This is a genomic window from Rhizobacter sp. P2_D12 (assembly GCF_056404395.1).
The window spans coordinates 29,318-52,760 of record NZ_JBFUEB010000036.1; the positions used below are offsets into that span (position 1 = coordinate 29,318).

Genomic DNA, 23,443 nt, shown 5'->3' on the forward strand with positions numbered 1-23,443 from the left:
CGTCAGACGATGTCCAGCGCCGGCAGGTCTGCCCGGCCATCGAGGCAGTGCCACAGGTAGCCCGCAAGGCCCGCGTCGCCGGTCCACAGCGTGCTGCGCGCTTGCCCGTGCTGCTGCCGCATCTGCGCATGCTGCGCGATCGCATGCATCGCGAAGGCGCGGGCACGATCCAGCCACTGCCGGTCACCGGTGCGCCGGTAGAGCTTGAGCAACGCGTAGCCATTGCCGGCGGTGCCGTGGCACAGGCCGTGGCCCTTGGCCAGCGGGCCGGCGCGCCAGAGGGCTTCTCCCGCGCCGGTCAGCATCGCGTCCATCGGCCCGGACAAGCGCGCCGGGAAATCCGCCAGCGCCGTCACGAAACCGGGCGCGCCGTGGCACCACTGCATCAGCAGCTTCGGCGGCGCAGGTTTCGACGTGCAGATGCCGACCGGCCAGTTGACCGCGCCGTCCTCGACGAGGGCCAGCGCCTGCACGGCCTGCACACAGCGTTCATGCAGCGCGTCGCGCCGCCCCGCGTCGAGCAGCGATGCGCCCTTCAGCAGCGGGTACACGTTGCCCGCGAAGCCGTGCCCGGCGCCGAAGTACTGCACGACCTGGCCATACAGGTCCTGCGTCCACAGGTGACACTGCGCCGCGTCGTCGAAGGTCCACGTCTGCCAGAGCTGGTCGACGTTCTCCAGGAACAGCTCGCGCCACCGCTCCTCGCGCGTCGCCTCCCACAGGTGCCAGGCGGCCACCATGGTGCCGGGCGCGGCCCACAGCGCCTCGTGGGTCGGGTTCGGGATGTTGGATCGGATGGTCGCGTGCAGGCGGTCGGCCACCGCGCGCGCGCCGGTGAGGCGCCATCGCACCAGCAGGATGCCGACCTCGCCCAGGTAGTACGACGGCACGACGCTGCCGGTGTCGGGATCGGCCAGCTAGGCGGCATCGGCCTGCTCGATGCCGGCCTGCGGGTCGATGCGCAAGGTGACGGCCCCCTCGCGCTGCAGCGTCCACAGCGCCCACAGCACGCCGGCGGATCCGAAGTAGAGGCCCTTGAAGCCGGTTCGCGGCACGTCGACATCGGCATCGAGCGGATGCACCGGCCAGTGGCCATCGGCACCGCGGTGGTCTTCGATGTCGCGCACGATGGCGCGGACCGCCTCGCGCACCGCGGTCTCGTCCCACGCGGTCGCGCGCAGCGGTTCGTGGCGGTCAGGGTCGAACAGCATGGGGCCCATCGTAAGCCGGGCGGGCTGCCCGGATGGGCATCCAGGCTACGAGCCTTGCCCGAACAAGGCCACCGCCCGTTCCCTCGCCCGCGCCGGCACGCTGCCCGCCAGCGCCACCGCCGCCGTACTCCCGAGCATCCGCCCGAACGCCTCGCGCACGTCCTGCGCCGTGGCCGCCTGCAAGCGCTCCAGCCACTCGCGCGAGTCGCGCAGCCGCCCGAACGTGAAGACGTCCTGCGCCGCCGCCTCCAGCCGGCGCGACGGCTGTTCCAGCGCACGCAGCGTGCGCACCGTGATCTGGTTGCGTGCGCGCTCCAGCCCGATCTCGTCGCCGCCCTCGGCCTGCTGCTGCAGCAGCTGCGACACCGCGTCCAGCAACTCGCCGGCCTGCGCCGCCCCGGTCGCCGCCTCGATGACGAACTGCCCGGCCGACGGCAGGATGTCGGCCGAGCACGAGGCGTAGTACGCCAGGCTGCGCCGCTCGCGGATCTCGTCCAGCAGCGGCGAGCTCATGCCCTCGCCCAGCAGCGCCGCCGCCAGCACCCACGGCACGTGCGCGTCGTCCGCCAGCGCCGGCGCCTCGAAGCCCAGCACCGTGTGGCACTGCGAGCTGCCGGCCATGCGGCGCAGCTTCACGCCGCCCAGCCAGGCCGGCGCCGCCACCGTGTTCGGCGCCCCGCCCGGCATCGCGCCGAAAGCCACCTCCACCGCACGCACGAAGGCATCCCAATCCACCGGCCCGGCCACCGCCACCGCCACGTTGGCCGCGCTGTACTGCCGCTGCACGTAGCCGAGCAGGTCGTCGCGCGTGAAGCGCTTCAGGTTGGCACGGTTGCCGATCAYCGGCTGCCCCGCCGGGTGCATGCCGTAGCAGGCGCGGTCGAACAGCTGGAAGGCCATGCCCGCCGGGTCTTCCTCGAACTCGGTGAACTCGTGCTCGATCACCTGGCGCTCGCGCTCCAGCTCGTCGGCCGGGAAGGTGCTGTTCAGCACGATGTCGGCCAGCAGGCTCACGAAGGCCGGCACGTCGCGCGGCAAGCCCTCGATGTGGAAGGCGGTGTGGTCCTTGTCGGTGTGCGCATTGACCTCGGCGCCCAGCCGCTCGGCATCGAGGTTGATGCGCTGGCAGTCGCGCGTCTGCGTGCCCTTGAAGGCCATGTGCTCGACGACGTGGCTGATGCCGTTCAGCGCCCGCGCTTCGTGCAGGCTGCCGGTGCGCACGAACACGCTCAGGCTGGCCGTGCGGCGCCACGGCATCGGGATGGCGACGGCGCGCAGGCCGTTGGCCAGGGTGGCCAGGCGGGGTTCGGAAAGGGATGGATCCACGGCGGCGCTGCCAGGCAGCAAAAGGGGAACAAGACCCCTAGTGTCGCAGCCTGACGACAGCCTCGCCGATCACCCCGGCATCGCGCAGGATCGTCTTGCGCTGCAGGATCATCGTCTCGGGATGGTCGCGCTCGCGCAGCGCCACCGGGCGCATCACGCACGCCGCCGCCTCGGCACCCACGCGGTCGTCGCGGCGCCAGCAGGCCAGGATCTCCACCAGCTGCGCCGGGTGCGGGTAGCCGGTGAAGAAACCGTCCGCACCGTAGGCCAGCTCCTCCAGGCAATGCACCCCGCCGCGCCCGCCGAAGATCCGCAGGCGTGCCCCCAGCGCGGCCCGCACCGCGGCCATCTTGGCGGGCGTGGGCGCCTCTTCCACCTTGATGCCGCAGACCTCGGGCACGCTGTCGGCCAGCGCCTGCACCAGGCTCACCGGCAACCGGCCGCCGAACGCCGGGTGGTCGAGCAGGATGATCGGCAACTGCAGCGCCCGCGCAATCGCGCCGACGTGGTCCAGCACCTGCTGCGCCTCGGCGCCCAGCGGCGGCTTGACCAGCAGGCCTGCGGCACCGCAATCGGCCGCGATGCGCGCCTGCACCAGCGCACGCCCGGTGCTGTCGTCCAGCACGCCGACGACGACCGGTGCGCGGCCGGCGGCTTGGCGCACGACGCGCTCGATCACCTGCCACCGCTCGGCCTCGTCGAGCAGGTCACCTTCGCCGGCGATGCTGGCCGGCACCAGCCCCGCCGCGCCGCCCGCCAGGTAGTGCTCGACCACCCGGTCCAGGCCCGCCAGGTCGAGGCGGGCATCCGCCGCCATCGGCGTCGGGATCACCGCGAACAAGCCCTGCAGCCACGCGGGCACTGCCTCCATCGCGACCTCCTCAGGCCGTGCCGGCTTCACGCAGCACCCCGTCGAAGAAGCGGCAGCGCGCATTCATCGCGACGCGGATCGCCTGCTCCACCGTCGCCTCGTCTCGCGGCGTGCGCAGCATCGGCATCAGGACCGATTCGAGCTGGTCGGCGTGCCCGTCGTCGACGTGGATGTGCACCTCGAAGAACATCAGCGCCTCGCGGTCGAAGGGTGCGGCCTGCAGCAGCCCCGCCTGGATCTGCGAGTACAGCACCCCGACGATGCCTTCCGACGCGTAGCACAGCGCCCCCAGGATGCCCAGCACGCCGTAGCGTTCGCTCAGGCCCGCGTAGGCATCGATCAGCGCCGAGGTCTCGGGCTGCGCAGGCGCCGCCGCCAGTTGCTCGTCGCTCAACCCCAGCGCCCGCGTGAACTGCCGGAAGAGCGCCGCATGGGCACGCTTCGGATCGCCCTCGCCGAGCTCCTCCCACAGGTTCTCGGCGATGACGATGCGCGCATCGTCGTGCGGGCAGGCCGCCAGCGCCAGCGCCAGGAAGCGCGGGAACTGGTGGCAGAACTTGTACATCTGGGTGCCCAGCACGCGCACCTGGGGCAGCGTGAGCCGGCCCTCCCGGCAGTGCTCGACGAAGGGATGGCGCCACAGCGCGTGGCCCTGGGCGATCTGCCTGAAACGCATCGCGGCGTCGGCGGTCAGCGGGACGTTTTCGGACTGCAGTGACTTCATGGCGTGATCCTCGAGGGGGTGGGGGTGATACAGCTCAAACGCGGGCGACCTTGACGGCCAGGTGCAGCGGCAGGTCGAACAGCGGGCCGAAGAAGGCCTCGTCCAGCGCCACCATCTCGCGCGTGACCGTCAGCTCGGTCACGCCCGGCATCGCCGAGAAGCCCGCATCGCGCAGGCCGGCGAAGTAGTCTTCCAGCGTCTTGTGCACCAGCTGCACGTCGAGCGCCGTGCCGTCGCGCTTCCAGATGCGGCCGCCGAACAGGCTGTCGCGGGCGCTGAAGTAGCCGGCGCCACCCACGTCGAAATAGAACGGCGGCGCGGCCTCGCGGCGCATGAACGCGAATGCCGGGTGCGGCACCGCGAACACGAAACTGCCGCCCGGGCGCAGCATGCGGTGCACGTTGGCCATCGTGCGCCGCATCTGCGCGACGTCGAGGTAGTTGAACAGGAACACCGCGACGACCAGGTCGACGCTGGCCTCGCCCAGGTCCACCGTCGCCGCATCGGCGGTGTCGTAGCGGATGCCCAGCGGCTGCGCCTGCTCGGCCGCGCGCGCCAGTTCGATCATGCGCGGCGACAGGTCGAGCCCCTGCACCCGGGCGCCGCGCTGGGCCAGCATGCGGCTGCAATAGCCTTCGCCGCAGCCGAGGTCGAGCACCGCCTTGCCGGCCAGCGGCTCGCACAGCGCCATCACGTGCGGCCGCGCGGTGTAGTCGGACAGGGAGCTGGGCTGCTGGCGCGACCAGTTGGTCGCGGTCTGGTCGTACAGCGCACGGGCATCGGTGGGCATGGTCATGTTCGCAGGTCCTCGGTGGCAATGGAGGCAGGGGAAGGAATCGCGCAGGCGTCGCCCGCGACGAGGAAGCGGGACAAGGTCCGCTTCAGCGCCGCCGGCTCGAACGGCTTGCCGAGCATCGCGTCGGCACCCGCCGCGGCCGCCCGCCCGTGGTCCGCGCCGAGCATGCTGGCGGTCCAGATGACGATGGGCAGGCGCGCGCCGCTGCCTTGCTGCGCGCGGATGGCTCGGCAGATGTCCAGGCCATCCATGTCCGGCAGGCGCATGTCGAGCATGGCCAGGTCATAGTGCTTTCGCGCCGCCGCCTCGATGGCCGCCAGGCCGTTGTCGACCAGGTCGACCGTGCAGCCCAGCGCCACCAGGTGCAGTTGCGCGACCAGCTGGTTCACCGGGTCGTCCTCGCAGACCAGCACATGCCCCTGGAAGCTGACGGGCGAGCTTGCCGGTTCCGGCCGCTGGACAGGAGACGCATCGCCCTTCTCCAGGCACACGGTGAACCAGAAGGTGCTGCCCCGGCCCATCTCGCTCGCCACGCCGACCTCGCCGCCCATCAGCGCGGTGAGCTTCTTGCAGATGGCCAGGCCGAGGCCGGTGCCCCGGTACTTGCGCGTGGTGGAGGCATCGGCCTGCGTGAACGGTTCGAACAGCCCCGACTGCTTGGCCGCATCGATGCCGATGCCGCTGTCCGTCACCTCGAGCCGGATCGTCGCGTGCGTCCCCGTCTCGGCCTGCAGCAGGGCGCGCACCGCCACCCGCCCCGAGAACGAGAACTTGATGGCGTTGCCCAGGTAGTTGACCAGCACCTGCCGGATGCGGGCCGGGTCGCCCCGCAAGGCATCGGGCACCTCGGCGGCGACGTCGACGTCGACCGCGATCGCCTTCTCGCCGGCCTGGTAGGACAGCAGCTCGACCGCGTCGCCCACCGCGCGGCGCAGGCAGAAATCGATGCTCTCCAGCTCGAGCTTGCCGGCCTCGACCTTGGAGAAGTCCAGGATGTCGTCGATGATGCCGAGCAGCGACTTGCCGCTCTTCGCGGCGGTCGCGGCGCAGTGGCGCTGCGACTGCGACAGCTCGCCGTCCAGCAGGTGATCCAGCATGCCCAGCACGCCGTTCATCGGCGTGCGGATCTCGTGGCTCATCATCGCCAGGAATTCGCTCTTGGTGCGGCTCGCCTGCTCGGCCACCTCGGTGGCCAGCATGGCGACCTTCAGGTCGTCCTTCTGCTCCTTCAGCCGGTGCGACAGTTCCTGCGCGTCGGCCAGGGCCTTGTTCTTCGTCTGCAGCAGGAACAGCAGGTCGACCGCGGGGTCGTGCACTGCGAAATCGCTGAGCGACAGCCCGATGCGGGCCACGTCGGTCATCGCCGTCACCCAGGGCGACCCCAGGAAGAACAGGATCCGGCCCTGGGCCACGATCTCGCCGCGCAGGAGCAGGCCGCCGTCGCGGTGGCGCAGCACGAACAGCGAGTTCCGCTGCGTCAGCAGCGCGTCGAAATCCATCGTCTGCAGGGCGGGCCGCTGGACGCTGAACTGCTCGGTCAGCACGCTGCCTTCGGTCAGTTGCGGACACAGGCGCGCCAGGACCGACCCGGTCTGCAGCACGCGAAGCCGATCGTCGAGGACGATGTGGAACGGGAACGCTGCAGCGAACTCCTGGGGGGTCAGGTTCAATGCAGGCGCGCCCATCATGACTGCGGCACGGCGCCCATGCCGACGCGGTCGATGCGGAACACGTCGTGATCGTCAAGCCCGCGGTGGGCGGTCTGGCGCACGGTGACGTCTTCGCCGAAGCGCCGCCCCAGGCCCTTCAGCAGGCCGATGACCATCGGCGCCAGTCCCATGCGCTCGCTGCGGTAGTGCAGCAGCAGGCTGCGGCCGCCGTCGACGCGCTCCACCTGGAACGACGGCGGGCGCAAGGCCGGGAAGGTCAGCCCGACGTGGCTGTGCATATTGTCGAGGTTGAGCAGGAACTCCTCGAGGCTGGACCCGAACATCGACAGCATCTGGCCGTAGCCTTCCTTCGCGTTGTAGAGCACCCAGTGCTCGCCGAAGGCCTCGAGGATCTGCGCGGCCTCCAGGCCCAGCACCTCGCTGGCGGCCCCGACGAGCTGGTACGTGACCTCGTCCGGGTAGCTGTCCATCGAGACGAACATCTCCAGGTTGACGCCGGCCTTGTCGCGGATGCGCTTCCAGGCCTCGTCGCCGAAGCCGCGCCTGACGAAGTCTTCAACCGCCTGGTTGACGAGACCGTACATGCCATGTCCTCTCGAAGCGCCGCGTGCTGCGGCTGGTGGGTGGACTGTGCGCGCGGCCGCTCGGGCCTGCCAGTCGGCGAAATGCCGAACGCTGTCGGTGGATTGACTACGCGGTCTGGCGCCGGATGAAGTCGGGCACGATCTGCAGCAGGCGCTCGAATTCGCTCGACTTGTGAAGAAAGTGGTCGGCGCCGTCGGCAAAGGCCTGCTCGCGCATCGACGGCTCGGCATGCGAGGTCAGCACGATCACCAGGCAGCGCGTGCCCTGCTCGCTCGCACGGATGGCGCGCAGCAGCTGGAAGCCGTTGAGCTCGGGCATCTCGATGTCGAGCACCACCCCATCGGGCGCGGTCTCGTGGAACAGGCGCAACGCCTGGGCGCCGTCGGTTGCCGGCCCCACCACGTCGGCGCCGCCCTCGCGCAGAAGCTCGGCGACCAGCCGGGCGATGGCGTTCACGTCATCGGCGACGAGGAACCTGGGCCGAGGGCGTGGGAACTTCATGGAAGGATCGTGCCACCGCAGCGGCGCGGTCCTTGTGCGCATTTGCACCGGCGCCCGTCAGCAAATTGCTGACACGACGCCCCCTCGCCCGGGGGGATGCGGGCAGGCCTCAGTCCACCAGGCCGTTCTTGAGGGCGTAGCGCGCGATCTCGACGTGGCTGGTGAGGCCGGTCTTCTCGCGGATGCGGGCCAGGTAGGTCGCGACCGTCTTGTCGCTCAGCCCGAGGTCGAAGCCGATCTCCTTGATCGCCCGGCCGAGCGCGATGCGCCGGAAGATGTCGAGCTCGCGTTCGGACAGGTCGTGGTGCAGCGACGCCGGCGCCTTGTGCCCCTGCAGCTCCTTGGCGATGGCGATCGCCGTGTCCGCGTGCAGGTAGGTGCCGCCGTCGGCGATGCGCCGCACCGCTTCCAGCAGGTCGTCGACCGCATGGTGCTTGTGGATCAGGCCGTTGGCGCCGGCCTTCATGGTCTCGACGACGTAGCCGGTCTCGTCGCTGGCCGTCAGCACCAGCACCGGCACGCCGGGGTTCAGCGCGCGGATGCCGCGCAGCAGCTCGAGGATGCCCGGCCCCGGCATCAGCACGTCGAGCAGGATCAGGTCCCAGGTGCGGGACGCCAGCATGGCGAGCACCGCGTGGCCGTCCGCCACCTCGTCCACCTGCACCCCGGCGAAGGCCTCGCGCAGCAGCTCGCGCAGGCCATGGCGCGTCACGGCATGGTCGTCAGCGATCAGGATGTGCTGCATGTCCGGTCCTCGCGTCTGGTGGATGCGGCACCCGCACCGTGGCGAGGGTGCCGCCGTCCGGGTGAGGTTCGACGCGGAACGCGCCGCCGATGGCCTCGGCGCGCTCCGTCATGCCCAGCAATCCGAGCGACGTCGCGCGCCGCGCCGTCTCGACCGGGATGCCGACTCCGTCGTCGCGCACGCGCAGGATCCACGCGCCCTGCTCGTCCGACAGCGCGATGTTCAACGACGACGCCTGCGCATGGCGGGCGATGTTCGTCAACAGCTCCTGCAGGATGCGGAACAGCGCCGTCGCCACCGCCGGCTCCGGCAGCGAGGATATGCCGGTCTCGACCGCCGTGACAACCCCGGTGCGCGCCTCGAAGCGGCGTGCCTCGTCGCGGATCGCGGCCGGCAGGCCCAGCGTGTCGAGCGCGCTCGGTCGCAGTTCGACGGCAATGCGCTGCACCGACGCCACCGTCTGGTCGACCAGGTCCTCGGCCTCGGCGAGCTTGGGCGCCAGGTCGTCCGGCGTGCCGCCGGACGCCAGCTTGCGGATCATCCAGCGCACGTCCATCTTGAGCCCGGTGAGCAGTTGCCCCAGCTCGTCATGCACCTGGCGCGAGATGCGGGTGCACTCTTCCTCGCGCAAGGTGCGCAGCCGTTCCGTCAGGTCACGCATCAGGGCTTCGCGCGCCGCCTGCTCGGCGAGCAGGCTTTGCAGCTCGGCGTCGCGCCGCTTCGACAGCGTGATGTCGCGCAGGATCGCGGAGAGCGCCATGGCCTGGCCCGAGGCGTCGCGGATCACGCCGGTGACCACCGACAGCGTGAGCGGGTGTCCCCGCTGGTGCAGGCGCACCACCTCTTCGGCGCCCCCGGCACCGTCGCCCCGGCGGACATGAAATATCCTGCGTTCGTCGGCCAGCGCCTGCGCATCCGCCTGCGGCGCCCGCAGCACCTCGCCGACCGGCTTGCCGATCACCTCGTCCGCGGCAAACCCGAAGGTGTGCTCGGCGCCCCGGTTCCAGCTGGTGATGATGCCGTCCACCGTGCTGCTGACGATGGCGTCGTCGGAGGCTTCGACGATGGCGGCGAGCCGCTGGCGTACTTCTTCCACCCGCTTGCGCTCGGTGATGTCGACGCTGAAGACGGCGACGCCTTCGGGCGCGGCCTGCACGTTCAGGTCGAACCAGGTCCGGGTGCCGTCGGGGAACGTGAATTCGATCTCGCTGTGCTGCGGGGTCCGCTGCTCCATGCAGCGGCGCAGCATCGCGAAGACCGGCGTGGCCTCGATGCCCGGGTACGCCTGCATGACGGTGCGGCCGACCAGCGGCTGCGACTGTCCGCGATGGTGGCGGACGGCGGCCGGGTTGAGATAGCGGTAGCGCCAGTCGAAGCCGATCAGCTGGCAGCCTTCGAGCATGCTCTCGAGGGTGTGCTGGTACAGCGTCGAGTTCTCGCGCAGCGCCGACTCGGCCGCCTTGCGCTCGGTGATGTCGAAGAAGGTGGACAGGAAATCGTCCCCGATGCCGATGCCCGACACCACCATGGTGCGCACGCTGCCGTCCTTGCACGCGACCTGGCGCTCGATCGGCTCGATGTGGGTGGCCGTGGCGTTGGCACGCGCCACGGCCGCATTCCAGCCCTCGATCACAGTCGCCCGGTACATCAGGTCGGGATAGGCGCGCCGCCACCATTCGGCCAGCGTCGGCACCTCGTCGAGGCCGTAGCCGAAGACCTGCACGAAGCGGGCATTCAGCCCGACCAGCACGCCGTCGCTGGCGATCAGGGCCTGCGGCAGCGGCCCCTCGTAGAAGAGACGGCGAAAGCGCTGTTCGCTCACCAGCAGCGTCGCTTCGGCGGTCTCGCGCCGTTGCGCCGCCTCGTCGAGCAGCCGCCGCGCGCTGGCGATCTCGGCGATGGCGGGCGGCTCGGCACGCGCAGCGGGCGCTTGCGCCAGCGAGGCCACCGAGCGCGCCAGCCGGCGGCCGGCCAGCGTGCCGCCGACGACCCCGGCCAGGGTTGCCACCAGGACAGCGAGCGCCAGCGTCGCGGCGGCTTCGAGCATCGGCGCCCGGTAGATGCCGCGCGGAATGTCGAGCTCGATCGACCAGGCCGAAGCGGCCGATCGGACCACGAAGCGTCCGCTGGCGTCGACGTCGGTGTCCCGGTTGAAGCCCGGCGGCGCGCGGTGCGCAATCGCGTCGCCCGCGCCGTCGCGCACGGCCAGCGACCAGCCGGCCGGCAAGGCCAGCGAATCCAGCAGGGCCTGGAACTGGCGCGCCTCGAACACCGTCAGCACGACGGCACCGGCCGTTCCCCCGTCGTGCAGCACGGGCACCGCCACGGCCACCATGCGCTCGTTGGCAATCGGCCCCAGGAACGCGTCACCCACCGCGGGGCGGCCGGTGGCGATCGCGATCGGCACCGCGGCCCGGCCTTTGGGCACGGGCAGCAGCGGCAGTGCCGTGCCGAAGGGCACGCGCGTGTTGAACCGCATGTGCATGCCCAGGTCGGCGAGGATCACCTGGCCGCCAAAGCTCTGGCGAAAACCCTGGGCCTCCTGGTAGAGCTCGGGCCAGCGCGCGGCATCATCCACCAACGGCGACTTCGCCAGCATCTTCAGCGCACCGATGCGGGCATTCAGGAACTGGTCGACATCCGAGGCCAGCGTGGCGGCGATGCCCCGGGCCTCGCGGTCGCGGCTGGCCTGCACGTCGAGCACGCGATCGATGGCCAGGTAGACCGCCAACACCCCCAACGGCCCCACGCACACCCAGATCAGCCGGGTGAGGAACGCATGGAGCGAAAGCGCCGCCGCAGGCCGGGCAGCAAGTCCGATGGGGGGTTGCGGCACGCCACCTTTATACGCCCATCGCGGGCCGGTGCCGCGGCATCCTCAAGAGTGAGGAAGGCCGTGGCGCGTCAGCGGCGGCGCCCGTCGCGTCCCTCGCGCCGCGGCGCTGCCGGGCCGGCCGGCCGGTCCTGGCGCGGCGGCGGGCGGTGCTCGCGGTGCTCGTTCCGGGGTGGCCGCTGCGCCGCCTCCTGGCGCGCGATCTCCAGCAGGCCGTCCAGTTCTTCGTCCGCCACCTGCTTCAGTACGCAGAAGTTGGCGCGCGTCAGCGTGGTGCGCTCCCAGTCGTGCAGCAGGCCGGCGCGGTTGCGCCGCTGCTGCTCTTCGAGTTCGCGGCGCGACTGCTCGACGTCGCGGCGCGATTGCTGGCTGACGCCGCGGCGGTTCAGCTCGTCGACGGCGATCTGGCGGTGCTCGTCGGTGATCTCGCCGGCCGGCTTGCCGTCCAGGTCGAAACGCTGGCGGCCCTTGGCCACCGCCATCAGGTACGAGGTGCTGCCGGTGTAGCGCCGGAAGAACGCGGTGAGCACCTGCTTGCTGAAGACGCCCGGGGCGCGCTCCTGGATGTCGACGTGGCTGCGCAGCTTCAGCGGCTTGGGCGGGCCGGCGAACAGGGCCGGCCAGCGTTGGCGCAGCTCTTGTGCGCAGGCCGCGGGGCTCATGGCGGGGGCCGCGGCAGCCGGCATCTCCGGCGGCGCAGCGGCCGCGGGCGTGTCTTGTTCCTCCGGCACGGCGGAAACGTCTGTCGGGGGGATCACGGGTTCGGTGGATGACATGAGCGGAAAGGGGAAAACGGCAAGCGCGGAAGGTGGGGATTGTGCCGCTGTGCGGCCAAGTCGGCTCAGGCGCGCCCGCGATGCCGAACCTGGGCCAGGGGGCGCTTGCCTTTCAGCTGGCGCTCGATGCCGTCGTTGAGCTGGCTGCGCAGCGCCACCACCTCGTCGACCTTGCCGTAGACGCCGGGGAAGCGCAGGTCCAGCCACAGCCACAGCGTGCACGAGCGCAGCGCCTGTTCCATGCGGTCGAGCCGGCTGTGGCCGTCCACGTCCTGCAGGAACCAGGGCGAGCCGGCGCGGCCGGTCAGCGCGTGGCTGCTGCTCCAGTCGAGGAACTCCTGCACCTGCGAGACGGTGCGCGTGTCGACCGGCGCCTGCGCGTAGATGAAGCGATCCTTCAGGCTCAGCTTGGCGGCGCTGCGGTCGAGCTGCTCGGCCAGCTCGAGCATCTGCTCCAGCTCGGCCACCGCGAAGTGCGCGTCGTCGAGCTTGAGCTGCTCCATGAAGACGCCCAGCACCTCGCGCAGCCGGGTCTTGTGCAGGCGCGACGAGATGGTGTCGACGTGCCAGCCGTTCGGCGCCACCGGCGCCTTGAAGTCGCGCGGCGCGCGCGGCGTGCGCGCCAGGCGCTCCTTCAGCATGCGCAGCGCGGGCGGCTCGGCTTCCTTCAGCACGCCGGCGAAGCCTTCCTCGTGCATGCCGAAGCGGCCGGCCCGTCCGGCGATCTGGTGCACCTCGGATTCATCCAGCGGCCGGTCGCCCTGGCCGTCGTACTTGGTCATGGTGCTGAACAGCACGCGGCGGATCGGCAGGTTCAGGCCCATGCCGATGGCATCGGTGGCCACCAGCACGTGCGATTCGCCCTGCGCGAAGCGCTCGGCCTCGCGCCGCCGCACCTCGGGCGGCAGCGCGCCGTAGATCACCGAGACGGGGTGGCCGCCGGCGGCGATCTGGTCGCGCAGCGCCAGCACGTCGCGCCGGCTGAAGGCGACCACCGCATCGCCCTTCTTCAGCGCCGAGACCGGCACCGGCGCGTTGAGCAGCTGCACGTGCTGCTTGCGCTCGAAGTGGCGCACGGTGCAGCGTTCGCCGCACAGGCCGAGCAGGTTCTCGATCGCCGGCACCGCGTAGGCCGAGCAGATGACGATCACCTCGTTGGCCGGCACCGCGACGATGGCCTGCGTCCAGGCCCAGCCGCGGTACGGGTCGAAGATCATCTGGGCTTCGTCGATCACCGCGACGTCGATGGCTTTGTTGGTGTTGACCATCTCGATGGTGCTGGACACGAGGCCGGCGCCCGGCGCGGGCACGTTCTCTTCGCCGGTGAGCAGCGAGCAGGCGACGCCGCGGCCGACCAGCCGGTCGCGGCCCTCGAGCGCGAGCAGGCGCAGCGGCGCGAGGTAGGCACCGTCGTGGGCCTGGGCCAGGCGCTCGAAGGCGGCGTGGGTCTTGCCGCTGTTGGGCGGGCCGACGTAGAGCGTGACGCTGCGCTGCAGCCGGCGCGCCTTGACGAAGGTGTCGGGGTAGCCCTGGAAGGCCAGCTCGCTGTTCAGGCCGGCCAGCGTGTCGAGTTCGGACACCTGGTGTTCCCAGCGTTCCTGGGCGCGGCTGCAGGCCGCCAGCAGTTCGGGCAGCGGCTGCGGCGTCGCGCATTCGGATTGCAGGCGCGGCAGCAGCGATTCGAGGTGGCGGGCGTTGTAGAGGCGGCTGCGCAGCACCAGCGCGTCGAGCGCGGCGCGCAGCGCGTCGGCCTGCGGGTAGGCGGGGACGGGGCCCAATGCGGCGAGCAGCGCGGCCTTGTCGCCGCTGCGGTGGAAGGCCCACACTGCCTCGGCCTGCACCGGCACGCGGAACAGCACCGGCACGCGCCATTCGGCCTCGGTGAGCTGCAGCGGGTAGCTGATCAGGCGCGTCCAGCCGCTGCCGTCGCGTGCCACGCCCAGCGCGTCCAGCGCGGCGCCGCGCTCCAGCATGACGGTGCGCACCTCGGGGCCGGTGCCGACCGCGTCGAGGTGCTGCAACGCGGCGTCGATGACGTCCGGCGCGATCCAGCGGCTCGGGCGGGCCCCGGCGACGGCCTTCTGCAGCAGCACCAGGCCCAGCTTGTCGAGGCGCTCGTCGAGGCCGCTCGCGTGTTCGTCGAAGTAGTCCGAGGGCTTGACCACCTGGGGCAGCGCATAGGCGGCTTGTCGGACGCGCGCGAGCTGTTCGGGGGAGATGTGCGCGGGGACACGCGCCGCGTGGCGCGGATTGGGAAGGGTCACGGTGGGCAGGGGCTCGCGGGCAAGGTGTGGACAGGGTACCGGGACGGACTGTAGCCCGGATGCCAATCCGGGTCGGCTGTGACGGGGGCGCTGGTTCGGCAAAGGCGCGGGCGGGGAGGCTGGGGCGCGCCGGATGGGGCGGTCGCCGCGCCTGGCGGCGCGTCGACTTCCCTGCGCTGACTGCTTTGAGGGCCCGTCGCCGAAACTCCCGCCGCTCGCTTCGCTCGCTGTGGTCAAACAGTCGGCGACAAGTCAGTTTTCACGAAGCGTGCTGGCGCACGCGGGCCCTCAAACCAGCCAGCTCCGACGCCCCATCCCGATTGGCGCGCCCCAGCCTCCCCGCCCGCGCCTTCGCTTCAGCAGCCACGTTTTGCGGGCATCCCGGACTGGCACAAGCTCGATGAAGCATTGCATGGCGCTCTCGACTCAAGGCAATTCGCGGCGCGGCCTGAGGATGAGGAGCCAGGGCCGCGATGGCGCCATGTCGAACGCCAGCCTGCCCTGCCCGTCCAGCTGCACCTGGTTCATCGCCACCGTCTGCTGCACGTTGCCACCGATGGCCTGCAGCCACCGCCGGTCGGCATCGACGGCCACCACGATGTCGCAGTGCAGCGGGTGCGACAGCTCGCCGTCGAGGATCTTCCAGATCTCGTCCGGCTTGAGTTGCGTGCGGCCGCGCGTCGCGCAGATGACGTCGCCCACCGACGGCTCGGCCGGCGTCGGCAGCACCTCGAACGCCGACGCGTAGCCGTCGCGCGCCGCGACGATGTAGCCCGCATGCGAGCGCGACGGCCAGAACTCGCTGGCACTGAATCCCGACTTGATCATCATCGCGCTGACGAACACCGCCGACCACGGGGGCGTGTTCTCCGGCATGCGGCTGTCGTCCGCCGGCCAGTGCACCGCACAGACGTCGACCATCCCGCAGCTGTGGCGCCGGTGCCCGGGCGGCACGGCCTGCCAGTACCTGTCGACCACCGGGCACAGCGCCTGCGCCTGCTCGTCGCCGCAGCCGTCGTCGACCTGCACGCAGTCGCCATCAGGCTGCAGCAGGCAGGCCGGATGGTCCGGCGTGACGAGCGACCGCCTGCTGCCCCAGCGGATCCATTCGTCGGTGGCATTCGCCACCAGGCGCTGCACCTGCTCCGGCGCCACCACCGTCGGCGCGACACGCACCCGCGGCGCCGGTGGAAGCAGCCCGCAACCCGCGAGCAGCGCGGCCAGCAGCAGGCCGCCTGCGCCGCGCAGCGCGAACTCAGCGCAGCGCATTCCCCATCACCGCCAGGGCATTCAGGCTGCGCACCGCGTCGTGCACGCTGGCGCAGGCGACCGCGATGGTCTCTGCATCCTCGCGCTGCACCGCCGGCCACAGCGCGAAGGCATCGGCCAGCGCCGGCGTCTGGCAGCGAACGCGCAAGGTGGGCCGTGGGTTGGCATGACGCCACGGCGTGTGCGCCGGCGTCAGCGCCTGCACCGCATCGCGCGCCGCGGCCTCGATCTGCGCACGCGATTCGGCCGGCGACAGCGACCGCCCGCTGCGCGCCCCCTCCGACCACTTGACGACGGCGCACGCGGTGCCGGGCAGCAGCGCCTCGACCTCCGCCGCCATCACGTCGCACCCGCTGGCCAGCAGCACCGGCACGCCGAACTCGCCGGCCAGCGCCGCATACAGCCCGACCTCGCCCACCTCGAGCTCGTCCAGCCACACCCGCGCGAACGCAAAGCTGTTCGACGTGTGYGCCAGCACGCCGCGCGTCTTGGCGCGCGAATGCCAGCCGATCATCAAGACCCCCGCCACGCCCTGGTCGACGCCGGCCATCATGCCCAGCTGGCGCGGCTTGCCCTGGATCAACTGCGCGCGCGGGTCCAGCTCGTCGGCCAGCAGGTTGCCGAAGTGGCCATGCGAATCGTTGACCAGCACCGCGCCGGCACCGCCCGCAAACGCACCGCGCACCGCGGCATCGGCCTCCTGCGTCATCCAGCGCCGCGCCCGTTCGTAGTCGCCGTTGCCGGCCTGCGTCTGCTCGGGGCGCCACACGCCCGCCACGCCTTCGATGTCCACGGCCACCAGGATCGTCGGTGTCTTCATCGTCGTCTTTCGGTTCACGCGTCGTTCAGGAGATGTCGAGCAGCGTCGGCCAGTCGGGCGCCAGCTCGGTGAGCGCCAGGCGGCGCCGGCCGTCGCGCCCGCTCACCGACGTGGCCGCGAACAGCGCATGCAGGATGGCCTGCTCGGTGGCCTCGGCCGCAGCCTGGAACAGGCCGTCGAGCGCGCTCTCGTGCAGCAGCGCGACAGCCGGCATCGGCTCGTCCGCCCCCTGCGGCACCCGGTACGCGGTCGAGAAGGCGAGCGCGATGTCGCCGCTGCCATGCCCGTAGTCGGAACCGGTGCGCGCCAACCCGGCCGCGGCGCGGCGCGCCACGCGCGCCAGCTGCCGCGCATCGAGCGGCGCATCGGTGGCCAGCAGCACGATGATCGATCCGCGCTCCGGCCCCGTCTCTGCCGCAAGCCGCGCCTGCAACTGCACACCGATGCGCCGACCGGCGATCGTCAGCGCCTCGGGCCGCCCCTGGTTGGCCAGCACCAGCGCGCCCAGCACGTGCGGCCCGACGCGGCGCGACGCACTGCCGATGCCGCCCTTCAGCCCATGGCACGACATGCCGCGCCCGGCCCCCACGCTGCCCTGCGCGAAGCGGCCGTGCGGCGCAGCGCGCGCCGCGGCCAGCGCCTGCGCCACGTGCGACTCCTGCAGCACCATCGCGCGCGCATCGTTCAGCCAGCCGTCGTTGCACTCGAACACCAGCGGGTTCAGCGTCGGCAGGCCGCGCGCCAGCTCGGCGTTCTGCGCCATCGCATCGCGCACCAGCGCGCTCGCCGCCGCGCCCACCGCCAGCGTGCTGACCAGCGCGATCGGCGACTCGAGCGTGCCCAGTTCCTGCAGCTGCATCAGCCCGGCGCTCTTGCCGAAGCCGTTGATCACCGCCAGCCCCGCCGGCAGCTTGTGCAGGAACAGGTTGCCCGGCTGCGGCAGCAGCACGGTGGCGCCGGTCTGCGTGGCGCCGTCGTCCAGCGTGCAATGCCCCACGGCCAGCCCCGGCACGTCGGTGATCGCGTCCAGCGCGGCCGAAGGCAGCATGCCGACGCGCGGGGCACCGAGCGCGGTCCCAGGCATCAGTACTTGTCCAGCTTGGGATCCAGCGCGTCGCGCAAGCCGTCGCCGAGCAGGTTGAAGGCAAGCACGGTGACGAAGATCGCCAGGCTCGGGAACAGCGCCACGTGCGGCGCGTTCAGCATGTCGGCGCGCGCCTCGTTCAGCATCGCGCCCCATTCGGGTGTCGGCGGCTGCGCGCCCAGGCCAAGGAAGGACAGGCTGGCCGCCGTGATGATGGACGTGCCGATGCGCATCGTCAGGTACACCACCACCGAGGCCACCGTGCCCGGCAGCAGGTGGCGCAGCATGATCACCGCATCGGACGCGCCGATCGAGCGCACCGCCTCGATGTAGGTCTGGTGCTTCAGCGACAGCACGTTGCCGCGCACCAGCCGCGCGAACGCCGGCACGCTGAACACTGCCACCGCGAGGATCACGTTGACCATGCCGTTGCCGAGGATCGCGACGATGCCGATCGCCAGCAGGATGCCGGGGAAGGCGAACAGCACGTCGGCCATGCGCATCACGATGCGGTCCCACCAGCCCTGGTAGTAGCCGGCCAGCAGGCCCAGCAGCGTGCCCACCACGGCGCCCACCGCCACCGAGACGAAGCCGGCGGCCAGCGAGATGCGCGCGCCCATCAGGATGCGGCTGAAGATGTCGCGCCCGAGCGAATCGACGCCGAACCAGTGCTTGGCCGACGGCGGCGAGTTCAGCGCGTCGTAGTCGAAGAAGTTCTCGGCGTCGAAGGGCACCAGCCAGGGCGCGAACACCGCCAGCGCCACCAGCAGCAGCACGAAGCCGCCGGCGATCAGCGCGACGCGCTGGCGCTTGAACTTGCGCCAGAACTCCGCCGCGGGCGTGCGCACGGCAGTGGGGGGCGTGACGGGAGGGGTGGCGGTGTTCAATGGAATCGGATCGTCGGGTTGATGACGGCGTACAACACGTCGACCACCAGGTTGATGAGGATGAATTCGAGCGAGAACAGCAGCACCAGCGCCTGGATGATCGGGTAGTCGCGCATCTCCACCGCATCGACCAGCAGCCGTCCCATGCCGGGCCAGTTGAACACCACCTCGACGACGATCGAGCCGCCGAGCAGGAAGCCGAACTGCAGCCCCATCATCGTGACCACCGGGATCAGCGCGTTGCGCAGCCCGTGCTTGAAGATCACCGACGGTTCGTCCAGCCCCTTGGCGCGCGCCGTGCGCACGTAGTCTTCCTTCAGGATGTCGATGAACGAGCTGCGCGTGAAGCGCGCCATCACCGCGGCCACGCCGGCGCCGAGCGTCAGCGACGGCAGGATGTAGTGGCGCCAGCTGTCGGCGCCCACCGTCGGCAGCCAGCCCAGCTGCACCGAGAACAGCTGCATCAGCACCATGCCGAGCGCGAACGACGGGAACGAGATGCCCGACACCGCGAGCGACATGCCGACCCGGTCGGGCCAGCGGTTGCGCCACACCGCCGAGACGATGCCCAGCACCAGCCCGAGCAGCACCGACCAGGCCATCGCCGCGAGGGTCAGCCACAAGGTCGGACCGAAGCGCTCGGCGATCTCGGCCGACACCGGCCGCTTGCTGCGGATCGACAGCCCGAAGTCGCCCTGCAGCGCATGGCTGAAGAAGCGCACGAACTGCTGCGGCAGCGGCAGGTCGAGGCCGAGGTCGCGCCGCACCAGCTCGACCGTCTCGGCGTCGGCATCGACGCCCGCCGCCAGCCGCGCCGGATCGCCCGGCAGCAGGTGCACGAAGGCGAACACCAGCACCGCGACGATCAGCAGCGTCGGCAGCAGCCCCAGCAGCCGCTTGAGAAGATAGACAGCCATTCAAGCAGCCCGGATGGAAATCCGGGACCTCACTTCAACTCGACTTCATCGAAGTTGAAGCTGCCGTCCGGAATCACGTAGAACCCGGCCAGGTTGCGCGCCCGCACCGACACCAGCCGCTCCGTCACCAGGAAGGCCCAGGGCGCATCCTTCCAGATCTGCTTCTGCGCCTCGGTGTACAGCTTGGCCTTCTCGGCCTTGTCGGTCGTCACCAGCGACTTGGCGATCGCGTTGTCGACGACGGCGCTCTTGTAGTACGCGGTGTTGAACAGCTTGGGCGGGAAGGATTCGGATGCCAGCAGCGGCCGCATCGCCCAGTCGGCCTCGCCGGTCGACGACGACCAGCCGACGTAGTACATGCGCACCGGCGCGGTGGCCGGATCCTGCGCGCTCTCGACGCGCTCGACGCGTTGGCCGGCCTCCAGCGCCTGCACCTGCAGCTTGATGCCTACCTGGCCCAGCTGCTGCTGCACGAACTGGATCACCTTCTGCGCCGTCGTGTGGTTGTAGGCCGACCACAGCGTCGTCTCGAAACCGTTCGGGTAGCCGGCTTCCTTCAGCAGCTCGCGCGCCTTGGCCGGGTCGTAGGGCCACGGGCCCAGCTTGACGGCGTACTCCACGCCGTGCGGCAGCGGGCCTTCGGCCGGGATCGCGTAGCCCGAGAAGGCCACCTTGATCAGCGCATCCTTGTTGATCGCGTAGTTGATGGCCTCGCGCACCTTCGGGTTGTCGAAGGGCTTCTGCTGCGTGTTCATCGACARGTAGCGCTGGATGATCGACGGCGCGGCGGTGATCTCGAGGCTGGGCTTCTTCGACAGCGTGTCGACCGCTTCCGGCGGCACCGGGAACGCGAAGTGCGCTTCATTCGTCTGCATCACCGCGGCGCGGGTGTTGTTGTCGACCACCGGGCGCCAGGTGATGCTGTCGACCTTCGGGTAGCCCTTGCGCCAGTAGCCGTCGAACTTCTCGACCTTCAGGTAGTCGGTGGCCTTCCACTCGACGAACTTGAACGGGCCGGTGCCCACCGGGTGCTGCGCGATGCCCTTGCTGCCGTACTGCGCCAGCGCGGCCGGCGAGATGATCACGCCCGACGGGTGGGCCAGCGTGTTGATGAAGGGCGAGAACGGCTCCTTCAGCGTGAAGCGCACCGTGCTCGCGTCCAGCGCCTCGGTCTTGGCGATGTTCTTGTAGAGGTTGTAGCGCTTGAGCTTGTTGTCGGGGTTGGTCACGCGGTCGAAGGTGGCCTTCACCGCCTCGGCGTTGAACGGCGTGCCGTCGTGGAACTTGATGCCGGTCTTCAGCTTGACGGTGTAGACCAGGCCGTCCTTGCTGGCGGTGTGGCTCTCGGCCAGCACCGGCACCATCTTCATGTCCTTGTCGAAGCCGTACAGGCCCTGGTAGAACGACTTGGCGACCGCCTGCGACAGCGTGTCGTTGGCATCGTAGGGGTCGGTGGTCGTGAAGGTGGAGGCGACCGCGATGGTGATGTCCTTGGCGGCGTGGGCCGAGAAGGCGGCCCCGGTGACCGCGAGGGCGGCGGCCACGCGAGCGAGGCGAGAGATGCGTTGTCGGTTCATTGAAGTTCTCCTGGCTTGAGTCTCTGGGAACAAGGAAGATCAGTACGCACCGCCGACCGGATGGCGGGCCACGAAGTGCCCGGGCGCCACCTGGTGCAGCGGCGCCACCTCGGGCGAATCGCCGACCGCGCGCACCGGGCTCGCGATCTCGTCGGACAGCAGCTCGCGCTTGCGCCGGCGCGTCGGGTCGGCCACCGGCACGGCCGACATCAGCCGCCGCGTGTACGCATGCTGCGGATTCTCGAACACCGCGCGGCGCGGGCCGATCTCGACGATCTGGCCCAGGTACATCACCGCCACGCGGTGGCTGATGCGCTCGACCACGGCCATGTCGTGCGAGATGAACAGGTAGGCCATGCCGAACTCCTGCTGCAGGTCGAGCAGCAGGTTGATGATCTGCGCGCGGATCGACACGTCGAGCGCCGACACGGCCTCGTCGGCGATCACCACCTTCGGGTTCAGCGCCAGCGCGCGCGCGATCGCGATGCGCTGCCGCTGCCCGCCCGAGAACTCGTGCGGGTAGCGGTGCGCCGCCTCGGCCGGCAGCCCCACCTTCTCGAGCAGCCAGCGCACGCGCTCCTCGGCATCCCGCGGCGGCATCAGCTTGTGGATCAGCAGCGGCTCCATCACGCCGTAGCCCACCGTGAGGCGCGGGTCGAGCGACGCGTACGGGTCCTGGAAGACGAACTGGATGTCGCGGCGCAGCGCCTGCAATGCGGCGCCGTGCAAGGGCGCGATGTCGCGGCCGGCCACCTCGACGCGGCCGGCCAGCGGCGCGACCAGGCGCGCGAGCGAGCGGCCGGTGGTCGACTTGCCGCAGCCCGATTCGCCGACCAGCGCCAGCGTCTCGCCGGCCTTCAGCTCGAAGCTGATCTGCTCGACCGCATGCACCTGGCGTCGCACGCGGCCGAACACGCCGCTGCGCAGCGGGAAGCGGGTGACCAGGCCCTGCACCGTCAGCACCGGCGGCTGGTCGGCGCGCACGCTGTCGGGCATCGTGGTGGCGCCTTCCCGTGCCGTGCCCGCGTCGCCCGGCAACGCGAAACGCGCCGGCAGGTCCTGCCCCTGCATCGCGCCCAGCTGCGGCACGGCAGCCAGCAGCGCCTGCGTGTACGGCTCGCGCGGCTGGGCGAACAGCGCGCGGCACTCGCCCTCCTCGATCTTGTCGCCGCGGCGCATCACCAGCACGCGGTCGGCGATCTCGGCCACCACGCCCATGTCGTGGGTGATGAAGATCACACCCATCGCCAGCTCGTGCTGCAGCTGCTGGATCAGCGCCAGGATCTGCGCCTGGATGGTGACGTCGAGCGCGGTGGTCGGCTCGTCGGCGATCAGCAGCGTGGGCCGGCAGGCCAGCGCCATCGCGATCATCACGCGCTGGCGCATGCCGCCCGACAGCTGGTGCGGGTGGCGGCCCAGCACTTCGCGCGCCTCGGGGATGCGCACCAGGTCGAACAGGCGCAGCGCCTCGGCCATCGCCTGGCCTTGCGTGGCGCCCTGGTGCAGCTTGATCGACTCGGCCACCTGCTGCCCGACGGTGAAGACGGGGTTCAGCGAGGTCATCGGCTCCTGGAACACCATCGCCAGGTCGGCGCCGCGCAGCGAGCGCATGCGGCGTGCATCGGCCCGCGCCAGGTCGACGCGCTCGCCGTCGCGGCGCGTGAGCCACATCTCGCCGCTGTCGATGCGGCCGCCGCCGTGCTCGACCAGGCGCATCAGCGCCAGCGACGAGACCGACTTGCCCGAACCCGATTCGCCGACGATGGCCAGCGTCTCGCCGGCGTCGACGTGGAAATCGAGCGCACGCACCGCCTGCAGCCGGCCGGCCTCGACGCGGAAGCTGACGCTGAGGTCGCGCACCTCGAGCACGCGGCGCAGGGTGGAAGGCGGGATGGCTGTCATGGGGCGTCGGGGCCGGGTTCGTCGGCGTAGATGGCGGACACCGGCGCCTGGCCGACGCGGGCCCAGCCGCGGTACATGCCCTCGGTGTTGAAGGGCAGCGTGACGTTGCCGTGCGCGTCGACCGCGATCAGCCCGCCGCGGCCGCCCAGCGGCGGCAGCGTGTCCATCACGACGCGGCGTGCCGCCTGCTTCAGCGGCAGGCCGGCATAGGCCATCAGCGCCGACACGTCGTGGGCGGCGAGCGCGCGCATGAAGGCCTCGCCGACGCCGGTGCACGACACCGCGGCGGTGCGGTCGTTGGCATAGCAGCCGGCGCCCACCAGCGGCGAATCGCCGACGCGGCCGGGGCGCTTGTTGGTCATGCCGCCGGTGGAGGTGGCGGCGGCGAGGTGACCCTGGGCATCGAGCGCGACCGCACCGACGGTGCCGAACTTGGCGCGCTCGTCGAGCGGCGCAGCGGCGGTGGCGGCCGCGGCAGCATCGTGGTCGAGCGCGACGCCGCTGGCCGCCTGCATCGCGTGCAGCTGCGCCAGCCGCCCGGGCGTGTCGAACCATTCGGGGGCGACCGTCGCGCAGCCGTGGTCGGCGGCGAAGCGCTCGGCGCCCGGCCCGATCAGCAGCACCGGGCCGGCGGCCTCGAGCACCGCGCGCGCGGCCAGCACCGGGTTGCGCAGCGTGCGCACGC

21 protein-coding genes are annotated in these 23,443 nt (G+C 71.1%); all 21 read right to left on the minus strand.

The features are described 5' to 3' along the window. Window positions 1-2: 2 nt before the first annotated feature. Window positions 3-890, minus strand: coding sequence for a lanthionine synthetase C family protein (locus tag AC1DYN_RS14270; protein ID WP_477960555.1), 888 nt, complete (start codon window positions 888-890; stop codon window positions 3-5). Window positions 891-917: 27 nt separating this feature from the next. Next, window positions 918-1,211: a hypothetical protein gene (locus AC1DYN_RS14275; protein WP_477960557.1), complete on the minus strand. Its 294-nt coding sequence runs from the start codon at window positions 1,209-1,211 to the stop codon at window positions 918-920. Window positions 1,212-1,256: 45 nt separating this feature from the next. Continuing rightward, window positions 1,257-2,537 (minus strand): M16 family metallopeptidase, encoded by a 1,281-nt coding sequence (locus AC1DYN_RS14280; RefSeq protein ID WP_477960559.1) that lies wholly within the window; start codon window positions 2,535-2,537, stop codon window positions 1,257-1,259. 37 nt (window positions 2,538-2,574) lie between these two features. Next, window positions 2,575-3,408 (minus strand): dihydrodipicolinate synthase family protein, encoded by an 834-nt coding sequence (locus AC1DYN_RS14285; protein ID WP_477960561.1) that lies wholly within the window; start codon window positions 3,406-3,408, stop codon window positions 2,575-2,577. A 10-nt stretch (window positions 3,409-3,418) separates the two neighbouring features. Next, a complete protein-coding gene (locus tag AC1DYN_RS14290) occupies window positions 3,419-4,132 on the minus strand; it encodes an iron-containing redox enzyme family protein (protein ID WP_477960563.1) in 714 nt (237 codons plus the stop codon). A 34-nt stretch (window positions 4,133-4,166) separates the two neighbouring features. Beyond that, entirely contained in the window at window positions 4,167-4,928 is a 762-nt protein-coding gene (locus AC1DYN_RS14295; protein ID WP_477960565.1) for a class I SAM-dependent methyltransferase, read from the minus strand. After that, window positions 4,925-6,598, minus strand: a complete 1,674-nt coding sequence (locus tag AC1DYN_RS14300) for an ATP-binding protein (RefSeq protein ID WP_477960567.1) — start codon at window positions 6,596-6,598, stop codon at window positions 4,925-4,927. The genes AC1DYN_RS14295 and AC1DYN_RS14300 overlap by 4 nt, the downstream gene beginning before the upstream one ends. A 14-nt stretch (window positions 6,599-6,612) precedes the next feature. After that, window positions 6,613-7,182 carry a heme NO-binding domain-containing protein gene (locus tag AC1DYN_RS14305; RefSeq protein WP_477960569.1) on the minus strand — a complete coding sequence of 190 codons (570 nt, stop codon included), beginning with the start codon at window positions 7,180-7,182 and terminating at the stop codon, window positions 6,613-6,615. Between the two features lie 106 nt (window positions 7,183-7,288). Continuing rightward, a complete protein-coding gene (locus AC1DYN_RS14310) occupies window positions 7,289-7,684 on the minus strand; it encodes a response regulator (protein WP_477960571.1) in 396 nt (131 codons plus the stop codon). Window positions 7,685-7,793: 109 nt separating this feature from the next. Further along, a complete protein-coding gene (locus tag AC1DYN_RS14315; RefSeq protein WP_477960573.1) occupies window positions 7,794-8,429 on the minus strand; it encodes a response regulator in 636 nt (211 codons plus the stop codon). Continuing rightward, window positions 8,407-11,265, minus strand: a complete 2,859-nt coding sequence (locus AC1DYN_RS14320; protein ID WP_477960576.1) for a sensor histidine kinase — start codon at window positions 11,263-11,265, stop codon at window positions 8,407-8,409. The genes AC1DYN_RS14315 and AC1DYN_RS14320 overlap by 23 nt, the downstream gene beginning before the upstream one ends. A 68-nt stretch (window positions 11,266-11,333) precedes the next feature. Then, on the minus strand, window positions 11,334-11,924 hold the full coding sequence (locus tag AC1DYN_RS14325) for a ProQ/FINO family protein (protein WP_477960578.1): 591 nt from the start codon (window positions 11,922-11,924) through the stop codon (window positions 11,334-11,336). Between the two features lie 179 nt (window positions 11,925-12,103). Further along, the gene (locus tag AC1DYN_RS14330; protein ID WP_477960580.1) at window positions 12,104-14,302 is read right to left on the minus strand and encodes a helicase-related protein; all 2,199 of its coding nucleotides are present in this window, start codon (window positions 14,300-14,302) and stop codon (window positions 12,104-12,106) included. A 426-nt stretch (window positions 14,303-14,728) separates the two neighbouring features. Continuing rightward, window positions 14,729-15,571: a DUF2272 domain-containing protein gene (locus AC1DYN_RS14335; RefSeq protein ID WP_477960581.1), complete on the minus strand. Its 843-nt coding sequence runs from the start codon at window positions 15,569-15,571 to the stop codon at window positions 14,729-14,731. Then, window positions 15,558-16,391 (minus strand): M55 family metallopeptidase, encoded by an 834-nt coding sequence (locus AC1DYN_RS14340; RefSeq protein WP_477960583.1) that lies wholly within the window; start codon window positions 16,389-16,391, stop codon window positions 15,558-15,560. Before AC1DYN_RS14340 ends, AC1DYN_RS14335 begins: the two co-directional genes overlap by 14 nt. A 25-nt stretch (window positions 16,392-16,416) precedes the next feature. Next, the gene (locus tag AC1DYN_RS14345; RefSeq protein ID WP_477960585.1) at window positions 16,417-17,475 is read right to left on the minus strand and encodes a P1 family peptidase; all 1,059 of its coding nucleotides are present in this window, start codon (window positions 17,473-17,475) and stop codon (window positions 16,417-16,419) included. After that, window positions 17,475-18,368 (minus strand): glutathione ABC transporter permease GsiD, encoded by an 894-nt coding sequence (gene gsiD / locus AC1DYN_RS14350; protein ID WP_477960597.1) that lies wholly within the window; start codon window positions 18,366-18,368, stop codon window positions 17,475-17,477. Before gsiD ends, AC1DYN_RS14345 begins: the two co-directional genes overlap by 1 nt. Further along, window positions 18,359-19,279 carry a glutathione ABC transporter permease GsiC gene (gene gsiC / locus AC1DYN_RS14355; protein WP_477960587.1) on the minus strand — a complete coding sequence of 307 codons (921 nt, stop codon included), beginning with the start codon at window positions 19,277-19,279 and terminating at the stop codon, window positions 18,359-18,361. Before gsiC ends, gsiD begins: the two co-directional genes overlap by 10 nt. A gap of 29 nt (window positions 19,280-19,308) precedes the next feature. Then, complete coding sequence (gsiB, locus tag AC1DYN_RS14360; RefSeq protein ID WP_477960589.1) at window positions 19,309-20,856, minus strand: glutathione ABC transporter substrate-binding protein GsiB; 1,548 nt, start codon at window positions 20,854-20,856, stop codon at window positions 19,309-19,311. A 39-nt stretch (window positions 20,857-20,895) separates the two neighbouring features. Further along, window positions 20,896-22,758 carry a dipeptide ABC transporter ATP-binding protein gene (locus AC1DYN_RS14365; RefSeq protein ID WP_477960591.1) on the minus strand — a complete coding sequence of 621 codons (1,863 nt, stop codon included), beginning with the start codon at window positions 22,756-22,758 and terminating at the stop codon, window positions 20,896-20,898. Next, window positions 22,755-23,443: isoaspartyl peptidase/L-asparaginase family protein (locus AC1DYN_RS14370; RefSeq protein ID WP_477960593.1), on the minus strand; the 689-nt coding region annotated here is incomplete at its 5' end. The genes AC1DYN_RS14365 and AC1DYN_RS14370, both read right to left, overlap by 4 nt.